The sequence below is a fragment of the Nonomuraea sp. NPDC050790 genome (genome assembly GCF_044456745.1).
Lineage (GTDB): Bacteria > Actinomycetota > Actinomycetes > Streptosporangiales > Streptosporangiaceae > Nonomuraea.
Map to the genome: position 1 here is coordinate 244091 of NZ_JBITGF010000005.1, position 20599 is coordinate 264689.

Annotated in this window: 12 protein-coding genes; 1 reads left to right on the top strand and 11 read right to left on the bottom strand. The window is 71.9% G+C overall.

Annotated features, from left to right (window positions below; all coding sequences use genetic code 11):
* Window positions 1–10 precede the first annotated feature (10 nt).
* Window positions 11–4510: a glutamate synthase large subunit gene (gltB, locus tag ACIBEJ_RS26445; protein ID WP_397185508.1), complete on the bottom strand. Its 4500-nt coding sequence runs from the start codon at window positions 4508–4510 to the stop codon at window positions 11–13.
* A gap of 206 nt (window positions 4511–4716) precedes the next feature.
* On the opposite strand from gltB, the gene ACIBEJ_RS26450 reads away from it, so the two are divergent.
* Window positions 4717–6291: a bis-aminopropyl spermidine synthase family protein gene (locus ACIBEJ_RS26450; protein ID WP_397185509.1), complete on the top strand. Its 1575-nt coding sequence runs from the start codon at window positions 4717–4719 to the stop codon at window positions 6289–6291.
* Here the strand turns inward: ACIBEJ_RS26450 and ACIBEJ_RS26455 are convergent.
* The 10 genes from ACIBEJ_RS26455 to trpA form a co-directional block, all read right to left on the bottom strand.
* Window positions 6229–6825: a hypothetical protein gene (locus ACIBEJ_RS26455; RefSeq protein WP_397185510.1), complete on the bottom strand. Its 597-nt coding sequence runs from the start codon at window positions 6823–6825 to the stop codon at window positions 6229–6231. The two genes, ACIBEJ_RS26450 and ACIBEJ_RS26455, sit on opposite strands and share 63 nt — an antisense overlap.
* A 22-nt stretch (window positions 6826–6847) precedes the next feature.
* Window positions 6848–7657, bottom strand: a complete 810-nt coding sequence (locus tag ACIBEJ_RS26460; RefSeq protein ID WP_397185511.1) for a hypothetical protein — start codon at window positions 7655–7657, stop codon at window positions 6848–6850.
* Window positions 7654–8358 carry a VIT1/CCC1 transporter family protein gene (locus ACIBEJ_RS26465; protein WP_397185512.1) on the bottom strand — a complete coding sequence of 235 codons (705 nt, stop codon included), beginning with the start codon at window positions 8356–8358 and terminating at the stop codon, window positions 7654–7656. The genes ACIBEJ_RS26460 and ACIBEJ_RS26465 overlap by 4 nt, the downstream gene beginning before the upstream one ends.
* The gene (lgt, locus tag ACIBEJ_RS26470) at window positions 8355–9515 is read right to left on the bottom strand and encodes a prolipoprotein diacylglyceryl transferase (protein ID WP_397185513.1); all 1161 of its coding nucleotides are present in this window, start codon (window positions 9513–9515) and stop codon (window positions 8355–8357) included. The genes ACIBEJ_RS26465 and lgt overlap by 4 nt, the downstream gene beginning before the upstream one ends.
* A 27-nt stretch (window positions 9516–9542) precedes the next feature.
* Window positions 9543–10295, bottom strand: coding sequence for a thioredoxin domain-containing protein (locus ACIBEJ_RS26475; protein WP_397185514.1), 753 nt, complete (start codon window positions 10293–10295; stop codon window positions 9543–9545).
* Window positions 10295–10825, bottom strand: a complete 531-nt coding sequence (locus ACIBEJ_RS26480) for a MauE/DoxX family redox-associated membrane protein (protein WP_397185515.1) — start codon at window positions 10823–10825, stop codon at window positions 10295–10297. Before ACIBEJ_RS26480 ends, ACIBEJ_RS26475 begins: the two co-directional genes overlap by 1 nt.
* 82 nt (window positions 10826–10907) lie before the next feature.
* Entirely contained in the window at window positions 10908–14846 is a 3939-nt protein-coding gene (locus tag ACIBEJ_RS26485) for an endo-alpha-N-acetylgalactosaminidase family protein (RefSeq protein WP_397185516.1), read from the bottom strand.
* Between the two features lie 56 nt (window positions 14847–14902).
* Window positions 14903–15718 carry an AraC family transcriptional regulator gene (locus ACIBEJ_RS26490; RefSeq protein ID WP_397186091.1) on the bottom strand — a complete coding sequence of 272 codons (816 nt, stop codon included), beginning with the start codon at window positions 15716–15718 and terminating at the stop codon, window positions 14903–14905.
* 40 nt (window positions 15719–15758) lie between these two features.
* Window positions 15759–19619, bottom strand: a complete 3861-nt coding sequence (locus ACIBEJ_RS26495; protein WP_397185517.1) for an endo-alpha-N-acetylgalactosaminidase family protein — start codon at window positions 19617–19619, stop codon at window positions 15759–15761.
* Window positions 19620–19795: 176 nt separating this feature from the next.
* Window positions 19796–20596, bottom strand: coding sequence for a tryptophan synthase subunit alpha (trpA, locus tag ACIBEJ_RS26500; protein WP_397185518.1), 801 nt, complete (start codon window positions 20594–20596; stop codon window positions 19796–19798).
* Window positions 20597–20599 lie beyond the last annotated feature (3 nt).

A 20599-nucleotide genomic window follows, 5' to 3' on the forward strand; every position in this document is an offset into this window, starting at 1 on the left:
TGACGGCGGGTCATGACTGGACCGCGGCGGCCATGACCGCCTCGTCGATGTCCCGGCCTTCGATGCGGGCGGCCTCGGCGGCCTGCAGGACCCGCTTGTAGTCGGTCGGCATGATCTTGCTGAACCGGCCCGGATCCCAGGTGGCCAGCAGCGCGGCGGCCACTGAGGAGCCGGTCTCGGCGAAGTGCCGCTCGACCGTCTCGCGCAGGAACTCCACGTCCTCCGCGGTGAGCTCCTCGATCGCGACCATCTCCCGGTTGACCCGGCTGTCGTCGAGGTCGAGCAGGTACGCGATGCCGCCGGACATCCCGGCCGCGAAGTTGCGCCCGGTGGGGCCGAGGATGACGGCACGGCCGCCGGTCATGTACTCGCAGCCGTGGTCGCCGACGCCCTCGACGACCGCGGTGGCGCCGGAGTTGCGGACGCAGAAGCGCTCGCCGACGACACCCCGGATGAACGCCTCACCCGACGTAGCGCCGTAAAGGGCGACATTTCCGGAAATGATGTGGCCGTCCAGCGGCGCCGCGTCGTGCGGCCGCACCGTGATGCGCCCGCCCGATAGACCCTTGCCCAGGTAGTCGTTGGCGTCGCCGGTCAGGCGCAGCGTGACGCCGCGCGGGACGAACGCGCCGAACGAGTTCCCCGCCGAGCCGGTGAACGACACGTCGATCGTGTCGTCCGGCAGTCCGTCGCCGCCCCACTTCTTGGTGACGTGATGGCCGAGCATGGTGCCGACGGTCCGGTTGACGTTGCGGATCGGGAGATCGAGCTTGACCGGCTCGCCGTACTGGATGGCGCCCTCGGCGAGCTGGATGAGGGTGTTGTCCAGCGCGTGCTCCAGACCGTGGTCCTGGGACTTGGTCCGGCGCAGGTCCGCGCCCGCGGGCACGTCGACCTGGTGCAGGATCGGCGCGAGGTCGAGCCCGCCGGCCTTCCAGTGGTTCTCCGCGGCGGTGACGTCGAGCATCTCGACGTGCCCGATCGCCTCGTCGAGCGAGCGGAAGCCCAGCTCGGCCAGGTATTCGCGGATCTCCTGGGCGATGAACTCGAAGAAGCTGACCACGAACTCGGGCTTGCCGGTGAAGCGCTTGCGCAGCTCGGGGTTCTGCGTGGCCACGCCCACCGGGCAGGTGTCGAGGTGGCAGACCCGCATCATCACGCAGCCGGACACGACCAGCGGCGCGGTGGCGAAGCCGTACTCCTCGGCGCCGAGCAGCGCGGCGATGACCACGTCGCGGCCGGTCTTGAGCTGGCCGTCGACCTGCACCACGATCCGGTCGCGCAGGCCGTTGAGCAGCAGGGTCTGCTGGGTCTCGGCGAGGCCGAGCTCCCAGGGCGCGCCCGCGTGCTTCAGCGAGGTGAGCGGCGAGGCGCCGGTGCCGCCGTCGTGGCCGGAGATCAGCACGACGTCGGCGTGCGCCTTGGACACGCCCGCGGCGACGGTGCCGACGCCGACCTCCGCGACCAGCTTCACGTGCACCCGGGAGACCGGGTTGGCGTTCTTCAGGTCGTGGATGAGCTGGGCCAGGTCCTCGATGGAGTAGATGTCGTGGTGCGGCGGCGGCGAGATGAGGCCGACGCCCGGGGTGGAGTGCCGGGTCTTGGCGATCCACGGGTAGACCTTGTGGCCGGGCAACTGGCCGCCCTCGCCGGGCTTGGCGCCCTGGGCCATCTTGATCTGCAGGTCGTCGGCGTTGACCAGGTACTCGGAGGTGACGCCGAAGCGGCCGGAGGCCACCTGCTTGATCGCCGAGCGGCGGGAGATGTCGTAAAGCCGGTCCGGCTCCTCGCCGCCCTCGCCGGTGTTGGACTTGCCGCCGAGCTGGTTCATCGCGATCGCGAGCGTCTCGTGGGCCTCGCGCGAGATGGAGCCGTAGGACATCGCGCCGGTGGAGAACCGCTTGACGATCTCGCTGACCGGCTCGACCTCCTCGATCGGGATCGGGTTGCCCTCGCGCAGCCGGAACAGGCCGCGCAGCGTCATCAGCTTCTCGGCCTGCGAGTCGACGAGGCCGGTGTACTCCTTGAAGATCTCGTACTGCCGCGTGCGGGTGGCGTGCTGCAGCTTGAAGACCGTCTCGGGGTTGAACAGGTGCGGCTCGCCCTCGCGCCGCCACTGGTACTCGCCGCCGACCTCCAGGCGCCGGTGCGCGTTCTCGGCGCGCGGGTAGGCCCGCTTGTGCCGCTGCGCGACCTCTTCCGCCAGTACGGCGAAGCCGACGCCGCCGAGCCGCGAGGTGGTCCCGGTGAAGCAGGCGTCGATGACCTCGGAGCCCAGGCCGAGCGCCTCGAAGATCTGCGCGCCGGTGTAGGAGGCCACCGTGGACACGCCCATCTTGGACATGACCTTGATGACGCCCTTGCCGTACGCCTTGATCAGGTTGCGCACGGCCTTGTGCTTGTCGAGCGCGAGCACGCCGGTGTCGACCAGGTCCTCGACGGTCTCGATGGCCAGGTAGGGGTTGATGACCCCGGCGCCGTAGCCGACGAGCAGCGCCATGTGGTGGCACTCGCGGGCCTCGCCGGTCTCGACCACCAGGCCGATCTTGGTGCGGGTCTTCTCCTGGATGAGGTGGTGGTGGACCGCGCCGGTCAGTATGAGCGACGGGATCGGCGCCATCTCGGCGGAGGAGCCGCGGTCGGACAGCACGAGGATGCGCGCGCCCTGCTCGATGGCCCTGCTGGCCTCGGCGCGGATCTCCGCCAGCCGCTCCAGCAGCGCCTCGCCGCCGCCCGCCACCGGGTACAGGCCCGAGATGGTGTGCGGGTGGAAGCCGGGCAGGTCGCCCTCGTCGTTGATGTGGATGATCTTCGCGAGCTCGTCGTTGTCGATCACCGGGTAGGGCAGCACGAGCTGGCGGCAGCTCGTCGGCCCGGGGTCGAGGAGGTTGCCCTCGGGGCCGAGCACGCTGGCCATCGAGGTGACGACCTCTTCCCTGATGGCGTCCAGCGGCGGGTTGGTGACCTGCGCGAAGAGCTGCGTGAAGTAGTCGAACAGCAGCCGGGGCTTCTCGCTCAGGACCGCCACGGGCGTGTCGGTGCCCATCGACCCGATCGGCTCGGCGCCGCTCCTGGCCATCGGCGACAGGATGATGCGCAGCTCTTCCTCGGTGTAGCCGAAGGTCTGCTGCCGCTTGACCAGCGCCTCGTGCGTGGGGATCTCGCGCTGGCGGGCGCGCAGCTCCTCGAAGCGGACGAGCCCGGCGTGCAGCCACTCCTCGTACGGCAGCGCCGCCGCGAGCTCCGCCTTGATCTCGTCATCCTCGATGATCTTGCCCTGGGCGGTGTCGATGAGGAACATCCGGCCCGGCTGCAGGCGGCCCTTGCGGACGACCTCCTCGGGCTTGAAGTCCAGCACGCCCGCCTCGGAGGCGAGCACGACGAGCCCGTCGGCGGTCACCCAGAACCGGCCGGGGCGCAGGCCGTTGCGGTCGAGGACCGCCCCGGCCAGGGTGCCGTCGGTGAAGGTGATCGAGGCGGGACCGTCCCAGGCCTCCATCATCGAGGAGTGGAACTCGTAGAAGGCGCGGCGGGCGGGGTCCATCCCGGTGTGGTTCTCCCACGCCTCCGGGATCATCATGAGCACCGCGTGCGGCAGCGAGCGTCCGCCGATGTGGAGCAGCTCCAGGCACTCGTCGAAGGAGGCGGTGTCGGAGCCGTCCGGGTCACAGATCGGGAAAAGTCGCGAAATATCGCCCGGGATGAGCGACGACTCCAGCAGCGCCTCGCGCGCCCGCATCCAGTTGCGGTTGCCCTTGACCGTGTTGATCTCGCCGTTGTGCGCCACGTACCGGTACGGGTGGGCCAGCGGCCAGCTCGGGAAGGTGTTGGTCGAGAAGCGCGAGTGCACCAGCGCGATCGCGCTCTCGAAGCGCTCGTCGGTCAGGTCGGGGAAGAACGGCTCGACCTGGTCCGGGGTGAGCATGCCCTTGTAGACGATCGTGCGGGCGCTCAGCGAGGGGAAGTAGACGTCCACCTCGTGCTCGGCCCGCTTGCGCAGGCAGTACGCCAGCCGGTCCAGCTCCAGCCCGGACTCCCCGTCGGGCCCGGCCACGAAGAGCTGCTTGAAGAACGGCATGACGGCCCGGGCGCTCGGCCCGGGAAGGGCCCGGTCGACCGGCACGTCCCGCCAGCCGAGTACGGTCAGGCCCTCCTCGGCCGCGATCTCCTCGATCATGCGCACGCCGATCTCGCGCGCCTCGGGGTCGCTGGCCAGGAAGGCCGTGCCCACGGCGTACTCGCCGGCCGCGGGCAGCGCGAACTCCACGTTCGCGCGCAGGAATGCATCGGGGATCTGCGTCAGGATCCCGGCTCCGTCGCCGGTGTCCGGCTCGCTACCCTTGGCCCCCCGGTGGTCAAGGTTGCACAACGCCTCCAAGGCCTTCTCCACGATGCCGTGGCCGCGTCGCCCGGCGACGTCGGCCACCATGGCCACTCCGCAGGCGTCATGCTCGTTGGCGGGGTGGTAGAGGCCCTGGGGCTCGGGGAACCCGAGGTGGGCAGCAGGCATTGAATCCCTCCCGTCGTCTCTTCGTCTTGCTCTTGGTGCTTCAAAGGCGAGGGACGACGTTGGCCCTGCTGCAGTTGTGCGTTAGAGGTTACAACACGTTGCCCGAATGGTGCCCACCAGGTCCACATCGCGAACATCCGCCGTGTTCCGATATTCGGACTCCTGTGTCCCAAACCCCGGAATTCCAGGACCGATAAGCTTCCTCCATGGAGCGTGAAGGGGTCGAACGCCTGCTCGACGAGGCCGGGGCGGACAGCAGACGCTACCGGCACGCGCTGGCGCTGCTGAGCGAGGGCCGGTGGCTCACGCAGGCCGAACTGGTGCGCGAGAGCGCCACCTCCCGCCGGGGCGTCGAGGCCCTGCTCAGGGAGTTGCCCACCCTGGAACGCTCCGGCGAGCGCTACCGGCTGCCCCTCGAACACGCGGGCGACTACCAGGACCTGCTCGCGCTGGCCCCGCCGCCCGCCGACCCGGTCGCTCACCTGCTGCCCCACTACCACCACGTGCTGGCGCGGCTGGAGGAGCTGGTCGCCAAGGCGCCGCGGGGCCGCCACACGCTCGACCACGTCGCCGCCACCCCCGAGACCGTGCTGCGCAGGGCGCTGCTGCTCGGCGCCCGCTTCTGGCTGCCCGGCGCCAGGCTGTTGTGCGTCGGCGACCACGACCTCACCTCGCTGGCCGTCAAGCTGGTCCATCCGGCCACCGAGGTCACGGTCGCCGACATCGACGAGCGCATCCTGGCCTACATCGACGAGCAGGACCTCGGGGTCCACACCCGCTGGGCCGACCTGCGGCTGGGGTTGCCGCAGTCCGCGCGTGGCCACGATCTGGCGATCACCGACCCGCCGTACACGCCGGAGGGGGTCGGGCTGTTCGTCGCGCGGGCGCTGGAAGGGCTCAAGGACGACGGCCGGGTGCTGCTGGCCTACGGCGCCGGTGAGCGCACGCCCATGCTCGCCCTCAAGGTGCAGAACGCCCTGTCCTCCCTCAACCTGCTCAACGAGGCGATCTACCCCGACTTCAACCGCTACCTGGGCGCCGAGGCCATCGGCTCGGCCGCCGACCTGTACATCCTGCGGCCCACCTCCAAGACCGCGCCCTCCGTCGCCGCCCGCCTCGACCGGGTCGCCACCGCCATCTACACGCAGGGGCCGCAGTCGGTGGAGTCCACGCCCGAGCGGGCCCACGACCTCGGGGACTTCGCGCCCGACCTGCTCGTGGGCGAATGGCCCAAGACGCTGGGACAGCCGAGGGTGAAGCTGTCCACCTGGCTGGCCAAGCCGTACGCCGCCGCCGTGGGGCGGGTGGCGGTAGCCGTACCGGCTGGGCTGGAGGGGGCGCTGCCGCGCCTTCTGCTGGCCACCAAGGCCCGCCACGTGCGGGCCTACCTCGCCGCGCCGCTCGCGGCGCGGCCCGACGGGCTGGGCGCCGTCTACGAGCTGAGCGACGGCGGCACGGTCCTCGACGCGGTACGGCTGCCGCCCCCCGCCGACCCCGCGGCCAGGGTGCTGCGCAGGATCCTCGACAACGCCCACGCCAAGCTCGCCAACACCTGGCGGGAGGCGCTCATCACGGCCAGGGACGGGGCGCTCACCAAGAACGCGGCCCGCGCGCTCATCCGCGCCGCCGCTCCCTGGGCGGAGGGCATCACGCCGCTGGAGGCCCCGCTGCACCACCTGCGGGCCCTGCCGGGCGCGGTGGCGGCGACGCTCGCCGGTTCAGACGGCCTTCAGGATCCTGGACTGCACGACGCGGGCGAGGGTGTCCAGAGCCACCTGTGACCGGGTGAGGTCCACCTTGCCGCCCTCGGCGGCGGGGCCCACCCAGCTCACGGTCACGTAGTGGCCGAGCGCCCGCGCCTGCGCCCAGCTCCGGGCGGTGTCGAAGGCGACCGCCTGCTCCAGGAAGCCGTCCTTGCCCAGCGCCGTCACCAGGGCGTCGGCGGCGCGCCCGTCGGGCAGGTTGAAGATCACGAACTGGCCGTTGACCTTCTGGCCCGTGTAGGTGGCGCGCAGGGCCTGGGTGCATCCGGGGGCGTCGGGGCCGTCCAGGGCGTCGGCGCAGTCGCCGAGCTGCTCGGCCGCGCCCCTGGTCAGCTCGCCCAGCTTCGCCGTGGCGGGGGTGAAGACCTCGCCGGTGGTCAGCGGGGCGGCGTCGCTCTGGCGGGAGTCGATGGCGGCGTACATGGCCGAGGTGGCCTCGCCGCGGAACGTCGCGGGACGCACGGGCCCGCCGCGGGTGAGGAACCAGGCGGCCAGGGCTGCGGCCAGCACGATCAGCACGGCGGCGGGCACCGCCACGCGGCCCGGGATCATCGGGAGCCTCCGGAGCGGCAGGTCACGAGGGCTGTCCGGTGATCGCGACCACGCGACGGTAGACGGCCTTCTCGGCGCCGCGCAGCGTGAGGGTGGCGGAGACGAAGTCGTCCTTGGGCGTCGGCTCCGCGCCGTCGGCACGGCCGATCCAGACCAGGCCGAGGTAGTGGCCGAGCGCGTAGGCGCCGCCCTCGGTGTGGCCGCCGGGCGGGAAGGACGCCTTCTCGCTCTGCAGGGCGTGGGTCCAGCCGCCCCGGTAGCCCGACTTGAGCTCGGTGACCAGCTCGTTGGCGGCCGTGGCGTCGCGCAGGTTGAGCAGGGTGTACTGGGCCACGTAGCGGCCGTCGGAGCTGGTGTAGAGGGCGCGGGCGGCCTGCGTGCACTCGCTGTCGGCGACCTTCTCCAGCAGCGCGGGGCCCCACAGCACGGCCGCGCAGTCGGCGCCCAGCTCCTGGCCGACGAGTTTGAGCGTGAGCTTCTTCTCCCCCGTCAGCGTCTTGCCCGCGAACAGCTCCTTCTCGGTCAGCGGCTTGGCGTCCTTGGCCCGCTCGCCGATCGGCTCGAACAGCTTGGGCGAGCTCCAGCCGTGGAAGGAGCTGGGCCGGGCGGCGCCGGGCCCGCCCGCGGCGGCGGTGGCCGCACGGTCGGGCAGGTAGCCGGTGCCCATCGAGCCGACGAGCGCCACCAGGCCCACGGCCAGGACCAGGACGCCCAGCACCGAGCCGATGACCACGAGCAGTCGCTGCTGTTCAGGCCGCAGGCCCATGTCGGTGAGCAGCGGCAACTGCCAGTCGGACTTCGGGGTGCGCCGCCGTTTCCTGCTGCTCGTCACAGCCCCGTTCCTCCGATCAGGTTGCCGAGCGCGAAGGTCAGCCCCGCCGCCACCGCGCCCACGACGAGCTGGCGCAGGCCCGAGTACCACCAGCTCCGCGCGGTCACGGCCGACACGAGCGCGCCCGCGCCGAACAGCGCCAGGCACGACAGCACCGCCGACACCGTCAGGCTGGTCACCCCGAGCAGGTACGGCAGCAGCGGCAGCACCGCCCCCACCGAGAAGGAGCCGAACGACGACAGCGCCGCCAGCTTGGGCGAGGGCAGGTCCTTGGGCCCGATGCCCAGCTCGTTCTGGGCGTGGACCTCCAGGGCGCGCTCGGGGTTGGCGGAGATCTGCCTGGCCACCTCGGCGGCCAGGTCGGGCGCGACGCCCTTGGCGACGAAGTCGTCGGCCAGCTCCTGCTGCTCGGCGACGGGGTGGCGGTCCAGCTCGCGCCGCTCGACCGCGATCTCGGCCAGGGCCAGCTCGCGCTGGCTGGCCACCGAGACGTACTCGCCTCCGGCCATCGAGAACGCCCCGGCCGCGAGGCCGGCGACCCCGGCCAGGGCGATCACCTTGGTGTCGTCGGTGCCGCCCGCGACACCGGCGATGAGCGCGAAGTTCGACACCAGTCCGTCCATCGCCCCGAACACCGACGGCCGCAACCAGCCGCCGGTGACGTCACGATGCCGGTGGTGCCGCTCCGCGCCGTCGTTCATCGCGGGTTCTTTTCCTCTTCCCGTACGGCTCCCGCCCCATCCTGAGCGGCCTCATCCTTGACGACATCGTCCTTGACCGTGTCGTTCTTGGCCGCGTCGTTCTCGGCGTCCGTGCTCGCCTCGGCCTTCGCCGGTTCGTCGGCCTTGACCGGTTCGCCGGCATCCGCCTTTACGGGTTCGCCCTCGTCCTCGGCCTTTCCGGCGTCATCCGGTGACCGGTCCGAGTCCGCCGCGTCCCGGACCGTGTCGGCCTCGTCCGCCTGGTCCGCCGAGTGCGCCGGGTCGGCCGACGCATCCTCCTCCGGTGGCCCGGAGCCATCGCGCGGCAGCACGTACTCCACGGTGTCCTTGCCGCGGGTCGCGAAGAAGAAGATCAGCGCCCCCACGAACAGCACGATCGAGGTCCACTGGTTGATGCGCAGGCTCAGGAACGTCACCGCGTGGTCCACGCCGCCGACGGGGTCGATGCGCAGCCCCTCGATCCAGAAGCGCCCGAGCGTGTATCCGGCCACGTAGAGCGCGAACAGCCGCCCGTGCCGCAGCGTGAAGCGTTTGCCCGCCCAGATGAGGACGAACGCGAGCACGAGGTTCCAGATGGACTCGTACAGGAAGGTCGGGTGGTAGAGCCCGTCGACCACGCCGTCCTTGTTGACGTCGATCTCCAGCCCCCACGGGAGATCGGTCGGCCCGCCGTAGAGCTCCTGGTTGAACCAGTTGCCCCAGCGGCCGATCGCCTGGCCGATCGCGATGCCGGGCGCGACGGTGTCGGCGACGGCCGACAGCGACAGGCCGCGTTTGCGGCAGGTGAGCCAGACGCCCACGGCGCCCAGCGCGACCGCGCCCCAGATTCCCAGCCCCCCGTTCCAGATGAACAGGGCCTCGTAGGGCTCGTTGGGGGCTTCGGGGCCGAAGTAGAGCTGCCAGTCGGTGATGACGTGGTAGAGCCGGCCACCGATGAGACCGAAGATCACCGCGGGCACGGCGATGTCGATCATGGTGCCGGGCGCGCCGCCACGGGCGCGCCAGCGGCGCTCGCTCATCCATACGGCGACGATGACGCCGAGCACGATGCAGAGTGCGTAGGCCCGGATCGGAATCGGGCCGAGATACCAGACCCCTTCGGAAGGGCTGGGAATCGAGGCAACAACAAGGGGCATGTCAGGTGAGGGTAGCGGACCGGCGGGCTACTTGGCTGCGTTGAGGACGGCCGCACGCAGCTCCGACGGGCGGAAGAGGACTTCGTTGTCCATCTCGACGCCGTTGAGCTTGACCGTGGGCGTGCCGGTCAGGTTCTGCTCCTTGTTGACCTTGTCGCTGTAGCTCTGCTGGACGGCGGCGTGCTGCTGCTTGGTCACGCACGGCTCGAAGTCGGGCGAGGTGATGCCGACGTCCTTGCCCCACGCCACGAGTTGGTCGATCTTGAAGCCTTCGACGGTCTCGCTCGGTTGCTTCTCGAAGAGGGTGTCGTGGTAGGCCATCCACTGCTTGCCGTCCTTCACGCAGCGGGCCGCGGCGCCGGCGCGGATGGAGTTGCCGCGCGTCGGCTCCTCGCTGAAGATCGTGATGGGGTGGTAGACCACCTTGGCCTTGCCCTCGGCGGCGAGGTTCTTGAACGTGCTGCCGCTGACCCGCTCCAGCTCCTTGCAGGCCGGGCACTGGAAGTCCTCGTAGATGTCGATGACCGGCTGGTCGACCCCGGCGTTGCCCATCGTGACGCCCGCGTCGGGCTGGACGGTGACCGTCGCGAGGTTGGCGCCGGCCTCCTCCGACTTGGAGCGGTTCATGTTCCAGAGCACCCCCGCGCCCAGCGCGGCCACCGCCACGACCCCCGCCGTGGTGTAGGTGATGACCCGCCGGCGCTGGTCCCGCTTGCGATCGGCGGCCTGCTGCTCCTTGATCCTGTCGCGCGCCGACTTCTCGCGGTCGCCCTTGCCCATCAGTCGTTCTCCTTGTCGTCCACCGTGTGCAAACCGAGGGCCCCATCCAGGGCGAAGCGCCCCGGCGGGAAACGCGCGGCCCAGGCGCCGAGCACCACCAGCCCGAAGTCCCTGAGGATGTCGAGCAGGTACGTCGGCTCCTGGCCCTTCTTGAGCTCGCCACCGCCCCCGAAGCAGCCGCAGTCGATCTTGTAGCCCTTCGCCCACGCCCAGGCGATGCCGAAGACGAAGGCGAGCATGAGCAACGCCCCGACCACCGCCGCCACCCTGGTCATCAGGCCGATCACGAGCAGGATGCCGATGATGATCTCCACGATCGGCAGCGCGTAGCCCACGATGGTGGCCAGCGACTCGGGCAGCAGCTGGTACGCCTTGACCGCCACCACCGAGTCGGACGGGTTGCCGATCTTCAGCCCCCCGGCCACGATCAGCACCCCGCCCAGGACCAGCCGGGCCACGGTCGTTACCCAGGGTATCGCCGATCTGACGTTGCGTGACGGTGACGACGCGGCCACGGTGATCTCCTTCATGTCTTCGCCTGCGACAGCGCACAGTACTCGCAGGACATCCGATCACGGGCTGGATAAGCGTCGGCTAAGGCAAAATCCTTCCTCATCTGCAGCGGAACAGGGCCTCGCCCCAGTCCGCGTGGTCGTTGCCGATCCCGTCTCCGCCGTCGCCCACGACCAGGTCGGCGAAGCGCGCGCCGCGCACGTCGGCGCTCAGCTCGTGGGCGGGGTCGGGCCCGCGCAGGACCGGCGTGCGCGCCCTGACCGCCCCGTCGGCCAGCACGGTGAAGGTCACCGAGCCGCGCGGCGCGGCCTGCGAGTCGTCCACTCCGACGGCGGCGGTGAAGGCGGTGCAGCGTCCGCCCAGGTAGTAGCGGACCTTCGCGGGGGCGTGCGTCCCGAGGCCCTTGGCGAAGACCCGGCCGCCGACGGTGAGCGGCGTGCCGTCGCCCTGGGCCCGGTCGCCGTTGGACATGTCGCGCTCGACCGGGCCCCAGCCGTTGTCGGCGGCCACCCACTCCAGGTCGCCGGCGTGGGCGTCGGCCGAGGGCGGCGGCGGGAGCGTCCTGACGAGCGCCGCGGCGGCCACGCTCCTGCCCTGGTAGGCGGCGACCGCCTTCAGCTCGTAGGTGTCATGCGGGGCGTCGGCGGGCGGTGTGACCTTCCACACGGTGGTGAGCGCCGCGCCCGGCTCGACGTCGCCGCGTCCCTGCCCCTCGACGCTCCAGCCGGGCGGCGCGGTGAGCGCGACCTCGACGCCGCGGACCGTCTCGTCCTCCAGATTGGTGAAGACGGTCGTGACCTCGTTGGCGACGCCCTGCTCCACGCTCGGCGCGGCCGGCCTGACCTCCAGCGTGGCACAGGCGGCGGGCTCGGCGACGGGTCCGAGGTCCTTGACGGCGAGGTCGTCGAGGATGAAGTCGGCGCCGGGCTGCTCGGCGCGCAGCGAGCGCAGGCCCACCCAGGCGTCGCCGCACCCGGCCACGACGCGTTCGGTGAAGCGCGTGGTGGAGCGCCGCTCGGGGATCGGGGTGCCGCGGGTCTCGACGCTCCTGCCGCCCTTGTCGTAGCCGGTCACCCAGGTGTAGGCGTCGGCCTGGGCGTTCTGGTAGGCGAAGGAGACCTCGTAGGCGTGGCCGTTCCGGAAGCGGACGGTCTGCGGGACGGTCCGGTAGACCAGGCCCTGCCGTTCCTCGTGGACCTTCAGCGACCACTGCCCTGCCAGCACGTCGTCGACCGCCTTGCCGTTCCACCCCTTCTGCGTGTACGGCTCGCGCCGCTCCGAAAGGTGGGTGCGGGCGTCGAAGGAGCCGCCCGCGTCGCCCTTGACGAACGGGCCCCAGCCCGCCTCGGGCGCCTCGAAGCCGTCCTGCCCGGTCGTGGCGTCCGTGGCCGGCGTCGCGGTCGTGGGGACCACGCGGGCGTCGTCGACCCGCACGGCGCCCTCCCCGTCCGCCGCCGCGATCCTCAGCGTGACCGGGCCCGCTGGGGCGGTGAAGCGGACCCTGACCCGCTGGAAGTAGGTGTCGTGCTTCTCGTCGGAGGCGATGTGGTTCTTGGCCGTGGACCTGTCGAGCCTGACCTTCTGCCCGCCGATCTCCAGGGTCACGGCGCGGCTGTGGCCGGGTTCGATCTCCACGAACGCCTCGGCCGCGTACCGGTGGCCGGGCCGCAGGCCGGTGACGCGCTGCTCCAGCGCGGCGGGCGCGCCGGCGGCGAGGTGGGCGTGGCGCTGGCCGAGGTCGTTGACGCGCAGGCTCACCGGGCCGGTCGTGGTCCAGGCGCGCTCGCCGTTGAAGCCCGGGTCACGCAGAGGGCCGCCCTCGCCCCACTCCGGGTCCGGCTGCCGGGGCGGGGTGCCGGGATGGAGCACGTACGGCACGCCGGGCTCGGCGTCGATCGTGATCCTGCCGCCGGACGGGGTGAGCATGCCCGCGGCGACCCGGCCCTGCGGGGTGAGCCGGTAGAGCCGCATGGGCCGGTCGGCCTCCCAGGTGGTCGGCCCGCCCGCCGGGTTGTAGTGGTAGGACCTGCCCTCCCACGGCAGCAGGTAGGCGGTCCCGTCCAGGACCTTGCGGCCGCCGGCGAACACCTCGCGCCTGCCGTCCTTGAAGCTCGCCCGGACGCCGTCGGCGAAGAGGATCTCCTCGGCGCCCCACTTCATGATCGGCTGCCGCTGCAGGAACTTCACCGGCAGGTTGTGCTCCCAGATGTTGCGGTAGAAGGCGTTCCAGTCGTTCTCGGCCGTCCAGCCCTCGAACTCGACGATGCGGGCGCTGCCGAGGATGGGGTGGGCGTTCCAGACGTCCTTCTCGTGGTTGCGGATGAAGCGGATGATCTGGGAGTTCAGTCCTTTGTTGGTGACGCCGCCGTAGTTGAGGTCGTTGGCCCAGTGGGCCCACAGGGTCGAGCGTTCCAGCTTGTCCGACCACTCGGTGGTCACCTGCCAGCCCTGGCGGCGCAGTTCGGCCAGCGTACGGTCGGCGACCCAGCCGAACGGCCGGAAGACGTCCACGTACAGCACCGACAGGTTGCGGTCGGTCTCGGCCCTGAGCCGGGCGAAGCGCTCGGCGAGGGTTCCGGCGGCCAGGTCGCGGCGCTGGTCGATGCGGTAGGACTGGTCGAGCCAGTTCCAGCCCTTGAGGTCCTTGTTCACCAGCGTCTCGCTGAACGTCTTCGCCTCGGGGTAGGACTCGGTGGCGTTGACGTGGACGCCGAAGCCGGCGTTCCACTTCCTGCCGGTCTTCAGCAGGGTGTTGAGGTCCTTGAGGCCGCCCGCGCGGGTGTTGTGGTTGCCGCCGTAGTCGGGATGGGCCGAGTCGTGGCCCTCGGACTGGTAGCCCTTCAGGATGGCGAGCTGGCCCAGCCCGTCGGTGGCCAGCGCGATCCGCTTGACGTCGTCCAGCGTGCGCAGGAACGGATGCGTGGCCTGGCTGCTGAAGTTGAACGGGATGTGCGTGACCACGCGGCGGCTCGTCCGGTCCGCGCCGAGCGGGGTGACGGCGATGTCGCGGAAGGCGATCGCGCCGTCCTGCCAGTCCACCGTCCCGTCGGCGTTGGCGTCGGGGGTGACGACGACCTTCGCCCACGGCAGCTCCTCCGTGAACGGCGCGCCCGCCGCCCGATACGTCCACTGGCCGCTCCACACCCCGACCCTGACCACGCCGTCGGCGCCCTCGCGCGCCTGGTGCCACAGGCGGGCGGCGTCCTTGTCGGTGGCGCCCGCGGGCTGGTCGTGGACCGAGTTGGTCTCGACGGCCGCCGCCAGGCTCCCGGTGTTGACGATGCCGTAGGTCGCGCCCACCGGCTCCGGCTCGGCCCGCGTGACCCCGGCGAACACGTCGGCGGTCCGCGTGGAGTTCGGGTCCAGCCGCGTGAACGCCGTCGCCGCGCCCGGCTGGTCGCTCGCGATCGACACCAGGTCGTGGCCGGGCAGGTCGATCGTCCCCACCCGGAAGGCCGCGGTGTCGCGCACGGCCTCGACGGCGAAGGTCAGCACGCGCCCGCGCACACTGATCGCCGCGTCCAGCTCGACGCCGCCCAGGTCGGGGAAGGCCAGCCGGTAGCGGGCGGACCTGGCGTCGGTGCGGGTGAGGGTCACGGTCACCGGGTACGGCCGGCCGTTCAGGACGACGGCGGGCACCGCCGTACCGCCGCCCAGACTTGCCCCGCTCGCACGGTCGGTGTAGCCGAGCACCCTCGGGAAGGCCGGATCGACCTCGACGGCGAGCTCGGCGGAACGCAGCGTCAGGGGTCGCGCCACCCGCGCGGGGGCGGGCTGGATGCGCTGGACGTCCGGCCGGGGCGTGCCGGACGCGGGCTCCTCCGGCGAGGGCAGCTCATAACTCGGCTCCGGCCCGCTCGGCTCCGGCCCGCTCGGGTCCGGTGCGCTCTTCGACGGCGGCACGGTCGGGGGCGACGGTGGCGCGGTCGTGGGCAGGGGCGGCGCGGTCGAGGGTGGGTCGGGGGGAGTGGCGTGGGCCGGGGCGGCCATGGCGAGGGACAGCACGGCGGCGAGCGGCCCTGATAACCAGCGACGCAAGGGATCTCCTCCTCCTGGGACCCCCATTGTCCTCTGATTTGACAAAAAGTCCTGACTTAACTTAAACGTTGCGCACGAAATTCGCCCGGCGGCAATCCCGTCCTGCGGGTGAACAACCGGGTGAAGTACGCCGGATCGTCATAACCCACCCGCCGCGCCACCGCCGCCACCGGCAGGTCGGTCCCGGCCAGCAGGTCCTTGGCCTGGTTGAGCCGGACCGTCAGCACGTAGTCCTTGGGGCTGCACCCGGTCAGCCGCCGTACCCGCCGCCGCAGGTCGGCCAGCGGCAGCCCGAGCCGCCTGGCGTGCTCGGACACCGGGATCGGCAGGCAGGCGTCCCTGGCCAGCGCCTCCAGCACGCCGTCCGGCCCCTCCTCCACGCGGGCGTGCCGCAGCGCCACCAGGACCTCGTGCACCACCGCCGACGTCTCCACCTCCAGGTACGGGCTGCCGCGCCGGCACGCCCCCGCGATGCGGCCGATGGCGCGGGCGGCCGGCTCGGCCGTGGTCAAGGGCGTCACCGGCCGCCCGTCGCCCAGGAAACCCAGTTCGGTGTAGGCGGCCACCGCCGAACCGGTGAAGTCGACGAACCACTCGGTCCAGCCGGGCGCGTGCGGCGCGTAGTGGTGCCGGACGCCGGGCCGCAGCCACAGCACGGCGGGCGCGGACACCTCCACCGGCGCGCCGCCCGCCTCGGCGAACCAGCCGCCGCCCTCGGTGACCACGACCGCCACGTGGTTCTGCATGGTGCGCGGGCCCACGGTCGGCAGCGCGCCGTCCTGGTGACCGACTCCGAGGCAGACCAGTCCGAGCCGGGTGTGGGCGGGGCCGGGCGTGAGGTAGTGCATCCACTGCCGGTACGGCTGCGCCATCCTCACGCCCTCCTCCACGCCGGGAGGGGATCCTAGCGGTTCACCCGCAGGTGAACTGAGCCCCTCCCCAGTCGCCGTGGTCGTTGCCGTTGCCGTCGCCGCCGTCGTCCACGACCAGGTCCACGTACCGTGCCCCGGTCAGGTCGGCGCGTACCTCGTGCGGGGCGTCGGCGGCGCGCAGGACCGGGCTCCGCGCCTTCACCGCCCCGTCGGCCAGCACGCTGAACCGCACCGACCCCCTGGTGGGCTGGGCGTCGTCCACGCCGACGGCGGCGGTGAAGGCGGTGCAGCGTCCGCCCAGGTAGTAGCGGATCCGGCTGGGCGCGTGGACGCCCAGGCCCTTGGCGTAGGCGACGCCGCCGACGGTCAGCGGCCGGCCGTCGCCCTCGCCCTGCTCGCCGTTGGACTGGTCGCGCTCGGCCGGGCCCCAGCCGTTGTCCGCGCTGACCCAGTCGTGGCCGCTGGCCCAGACGGTGCCCGAGGGCGGCGGCGGCAGCGTCCTGACGCTGATCGCCGCCTCGACCCGCCTGCCACCGTAGGCGGCGCTCGCCTTGAGGTCGTAGGCGCGGTAGGGGGCGTCGAGCGGCGGGGTCACCTTCCACACGGTGGTGAGCGCCGCGCCGGGCTGGACGGTCCCGCTCCCCTGCCCGCCGACCTGCCACCCCTCCGGTACGGCCAGCGTCACCTCCACCTCGGCCGGGGCGTCCTCAAGGTTGGTGAACACGGTCGTCACGTCGTTGGCCGCCCCGGGCTCCAGCGTGGGGGCGGCGGGCCGTACCTCCAGCGCGGCGCAGGCCGGCGGCTCCTGGGCGGGACCGAGGTCCTTGACCGCGAAGTCGTCGAGGATGAAGTCGGCCCCGGCCTGTTCCGGCCGCAGGGAGCGCAGGCCGACCCAGACCTCGCCGCACCCGGCCACGACGCGTTCGGTGAAGCGGGCGGTGGAGCGCTGCTCCGGCATCGGGGTGCGCCGGGTCTCGACGCTCCTGCCGCCCTTGTCGTAGCCGGTCACCCAGGCGTACGTGCCCTGCTGGGCGTTCTGGTAGGCGAAGGAGACCTCGTAGGCGTGGCCGTTCACGAAGCGGGCGGTGTGCGGGAGCGTCCGGTAGACCAGGCCCTGCCGTTCCTCGTGGACCTTCAGCGACTCCTCGCCGCCGATCACGTCGTCCACGGTCTTGCCGTTCCATCCGGCCTGGGTGAACGGCGCGTGCTTCTGGGCGATGTGGGTGCGCGGGTCGGTCGTCCCGCCCGCGTCGCCCTTCACGAACGGTCCCCAGCCCTGGTCGACGTGCTCGAAGTCCTCGACCGGGCCCGGTCTGGCGGTCTCGACGAGGCGCAGGTCGTCCACGCGGACCGCTCCCTCGCCCGTCCCCGCGGCGACGCGGAGCCTGGCGTGGCCTGCCGTGGCGGTGAAGACGGCCCTGACGCGCTGGAAGTAGGTGCCGTGCTTCTCGTCGGCCGCGACGTTGTTCCTGGCCGTGGAGGCGTTCAGGCGCGTGGACCGGCCGCCGATCTCCAGGGTGGTCTCGCGGGTCTTGCCGGGCTCGACCTCGATCCACGCCGAGGCGCTGTAGGCGCGGCCGGGGGTCAGGCCCCTGACGGTCTGCTCGATCGCGGCGGGCTGCCCCGCGGCCAGCAGCGCGACCCGCTGCCCCTTGGCGTTCTTCTCCACGGAGACCTGGCCGGTGCGCTCCCACGCGCGCAGGGCGTCGTCGTTGAAGCCGGGGTCGGCCAGGCCGGAGCGCTCGCCCCACTCGGGCGCGTCCTGCTTGGGGGCCTTGCGGGGATAGAGCACGTACGGCACGCCGGGCTCGGCCTCGATCGTGATCCTGCCGCCCGACGGGGTGAGTGTGCCCACCGGGACGCGGCCCTGGTCGGTCAGCCTGTAGACGTGCATGGGCCGGTCGGCGTCCCAGGTGGTCGGGCCGCCGGCCGGGTTGTAGTGGTAGGACCTGCCCTGCCACGGCAGCAGGTAGGCGGAGCCGTCCAGGATCTTGCGGCCGTTCTGGAACAGTTCGCGCCTGCCGTTCTCGAAGCTTCCGCGCACGCCGTCGGCGAAGAGGATCTCCTCGGCGCCCCACTTCATGATCGGGTGGTGCTGCAGGAACTTGGCGGGCAGGTTGTGCTCCCAGATGTTGCGGGTGAAGGCGTTCCAGTCGACCTCGCCGGTCCAGCCCTCGAACTCCTCGATCCTGGCGTTACCGAGGATCGGGTGGGCGTTCCACACGTCCTTCTCGTGGTTGCGGATGAAGCGGATGATCTGGGAGTTGAGCCCCTTGTTGGTGGCGCCGCCGTAGCTCATGTCCGTGGCCCAGTGCGACCACAGCGAGGCGCGCTCCAGCTTGTCCGACCACTCCGTGGAGACCTGCCAGCCCTGGCGGCGCAGCTCGGCCAGCGTGCGGTCGGCGGTCCAGCCGTGGCTGTAGTAGACGTCGACGTAGAGCAGGGCGAGGTCGCCGCGGGTCTCCGCACGCAGCCGCCCGAACCGTTCGGCGAGGTCTCCCGAGGTCAGGTCGGTGCGCTGGTCGATGTAGTACGACTGGTCGAGCCAGTTCCAGCCCTTGGCGTCCTTGTTCACCAGCGTCTCGCTGAACGTCTTCGCCACCGGATACGCCTCCGTGGCGTTGACGTGCACGCCGAAGTCGGCGTTCCACTCCTTGCCGAGCTTCAGCAGCGTGCCGAGGTCCTTGAGACCGCCCGCGCGCTTGTTGTAGTTGCCGCCGTAGTCCGGGTGGGCCGAGTCGTGACCCTCGGACTGGTAGCCCTTCAGGATCGCGAGCTGGCCCAGCCCGTCGGTGGCCAGCGCGATCCGCTTGACGTCGTCCAGACTGCGCAGGAACGGATGCGTGGCCTGGCTGGCGAAGTTGAACGGGATGTGGATGGCCACCCGGTCCTTGGTCTCCTCGGCGCCCTTCGCCCTGACGGCGATGTCGCGGAAGGCGATCGCGCCGTCCTGCCAGTCCACCGTCCCGTCACCGTTGGCGTCCGGGGTCACCACCACCTTGGCCCACGGCAGTTCCTCCGTGAACGGCGCGCCCGCCGCCCGATACGTCCACTGGCCGCTCCACACGCCCACCCTGACCACGCCGTCCGTGCCCTTGCGGGCCTGGTGCCAGAAGCGGGCGCGGTCCACGTCGGTGGAGCCCGAGGGGCGGTCGTAGGTGGAGTTCGACTCGATCGCGGCGGCGAGCCGGTCGGTGCCGACGATCCCGTACGTCGCCCCGACCGGCTGCGCCTCGGCCGCCGTCGCCGCCGTGACCTTGGCGAACACGTCCGCCGTCCGGGTGGAGTCGGGATCCAGCCGGGTGAACGCCGTCGCCGCGCCCGGCTGGTCACTGGCGACCGACACCAGGTCGTGGCCGGGCAGGTCGATCGTCCCGACCCGGAAGGCCGCGGTGTCGCGCACCCGGTCGATCCTGAACGTGGCCGTCCTGCCCCGCACCCCGACCGACGCCTCCAGCGCCACGCCGTCGAGCGCGGCGAAGGTCAGCCGGTAGCGCGCGGTCCTCCCGTCCGTGCCGGTGAGCGTCCCGGTCACGGGGTACGGCGTGCCGTTCAGGACCACGGCAGGGGCGGTGGTGCTGCCGCCCAGCCTTGCCCCGCTCGCGCGGTCGGTGTAGCCGAGCACCCTCGGGAAGGCCGGGTCCAGGGAGACGGACAGCTCCCTGGAGGAGATCGTGACCGGCACGGCGGGAGGCGGCACCGGGGTGGACGGCGTCTCGGGGGCGGCGTGCGGCCGGCCCGTGGAGGCGGGCGGCGCGGCGGGCGGCAGGCGAACGTCCGGTGGAGCGTCGGTGGGCTCGGACAGAGGTGCTGGGGGTGTGGGGGTGGCTTGGGCGGGGGTGGTGGTGAGGGTGGCCAGCGTGAGTAATCCGGCTAAGGCGGCGGCGGATCGTCTGCGCATGGGCGGCCTTTCGTGCGAAGGGTTTGCCGCCACCCTGGCGCGATCACCGCACCGCTTCCATGGACAAACCCTGCGCCTTGTTGCACTTTTGTGCCGCCGACGCGCTGAAAGCAGGCGCAAACGAAAAGCGCGGCCCCCGGGAAACCCTGGGTGACCGCGCTTCGCCGTACCGGAGATCAGGCGTGGGAGCGGACCCCCGCGGCCATGTCGCGCGCCAGCTCGGCGCAGGCGGCGCGGCCCGCGGCCTCGTCGGGCGCGTCGAGCAGGCGGCGGATGAAGGCCGAGCCGACGATGACGCCGTCGGCGTAGGCGGCCACCTCGGCCGCCTGCGCGCCGGTGCCGACGCCCAGGCCCACGCAGACGGGCAGGTCGGTGTGCGCGCGGGTGCGCTCGACCAGGCCCTCGGCGGCCACGTTCACGCTCTCGCGGGCGCCCGTGACGCCCATGAGCGAGGCGGCGTAGACGAACCCGGTGCAGCACTCGACCACGGCCTTGATGCGCTCCTCCGTGGAACTGGGCGCCACCAGGAACACGGTGTCGATGCCGGCCTCCGCGGACGCCTCGCGCCACGGGCCCGACTCCTCGGGCGTGAGGTCGGGCGTGATCGTGCCCACGCCACCGGCGCTGGCCAGGTCGCGGGCGAAGCGCTCGGCGCCGTAGCGGTCGATCGGGTTCCAGTAGGTCATGACGAGCGTGGCGGCGCCGGTGGCGGCCACCCCCTCGACCGTGCGGAACACGTCGGCGATGCGGGTGCCGTTAATCAGCGAGCGGTGCACCGCGTCCTGGATGGTGGGACCGTCCATGAGCGGGTCGGAGTACGGCAGGCCGATCTCGATGACGTCGCAGCCCGCCTCGACCAGGGCCGCGGCGGCGGCGATGGCGCCGTCCTTGGACGGGAACCCCGCGGGCAGATAGCCGACGAGCGCCGCCCGGTTGTCCGCCTTGGCCTTGGCGAACACCGTCTGAAGAGTGGTCATGAT